2 protein-coding genes are annotated in these 698 nt (G+C 37.5%); both read left to right on the top strand.

Annotated features, from left to right (window positions below; translation table 11 throughout):
- On the top strand, positions 1 to 189 hold a 189-nt coding region (locus FK268_RS25865), incomplete at its 5' end, for a porin (protein WP_205124523.1).
- 328 nt (positions 190 to 517) lie between these two features.
- The coding region (locus FK268_RS25860; RefSeq protein ID WP_146437793.1) for a hypothetical protein at positions 518 to 698 on the top strand (181 nt) is incomplete at its 3' end.

The following is a 698-nucleotide window of genomic DNA, read 5'->3' as shown; positions in this document are numbered from 1 at the left end:
GAAAACCATGTAAAAGTTGCTGGTGATAAAGATAAAGTGAAATCATGGGCAGTTGGTTTCGAGCAAAAACTCTCTACACGTACACGTGCATGGGTTGAGTATGGCGCAACTGAAACTAAGTTCCACGGTGAAGGCTCTGATAAACAGAAAGATAACGTAGTATCTATCGGTATGCGTCACGACTTCTAATTGAGCCTTGCACAGCAAGAATCATTAGAATTCAGACAATCGTGAAGAGAGAGGTCCTATTCGCAAGAGTAGGGCCTCTTTTTTGTTGCTAAAAAGATGAATACCGTAAAATAGTTGTTGTTTTTTTATCCTAATTAGCAACTTAGATCACTATTTTGCGTTGATTCTTTATCAAAAATACAAATATTACTGAAAAGCTGTTGCGTTCAGGATACATTCCCGCTATTATTGTTATCAGCAATGGACACTTCCTCGGAGTGATTCATTTCGAACTTAAATATAGATGAGCGTTGCCATCGGTTGGCACTTTCAGAAAGGATAATTGATTATGATGAAGAAAAGTATTTTCGCAGTAGCAGTCGCTTCTGTTTTAACATTAGGTGCAGCACAAGCTGAAACAGTTCTCTACGGTTCTATCCGTTACGATTATGAGAGCAAAAAAATTGATAAACATGAAAAAACAGACAATAGTCTTGGTCAAAAGATTGAGAAATTTACTGGTAAGCGTG

It is taken from the genome of Tsukamurella sputi (assembly GCF_007858445.1).
GTDB lineage: Bacteria > Actinomycetota > Actinomycetes > Mycobacteriales > Mycobacteriaceae > Tsukamurella > Tsukamurella sputi.
The sequence above is the reverse complement of the archived record's forward strand: the minus strand, read 5'-3'. Positions and strand labels throughout refer to the sequence as shown.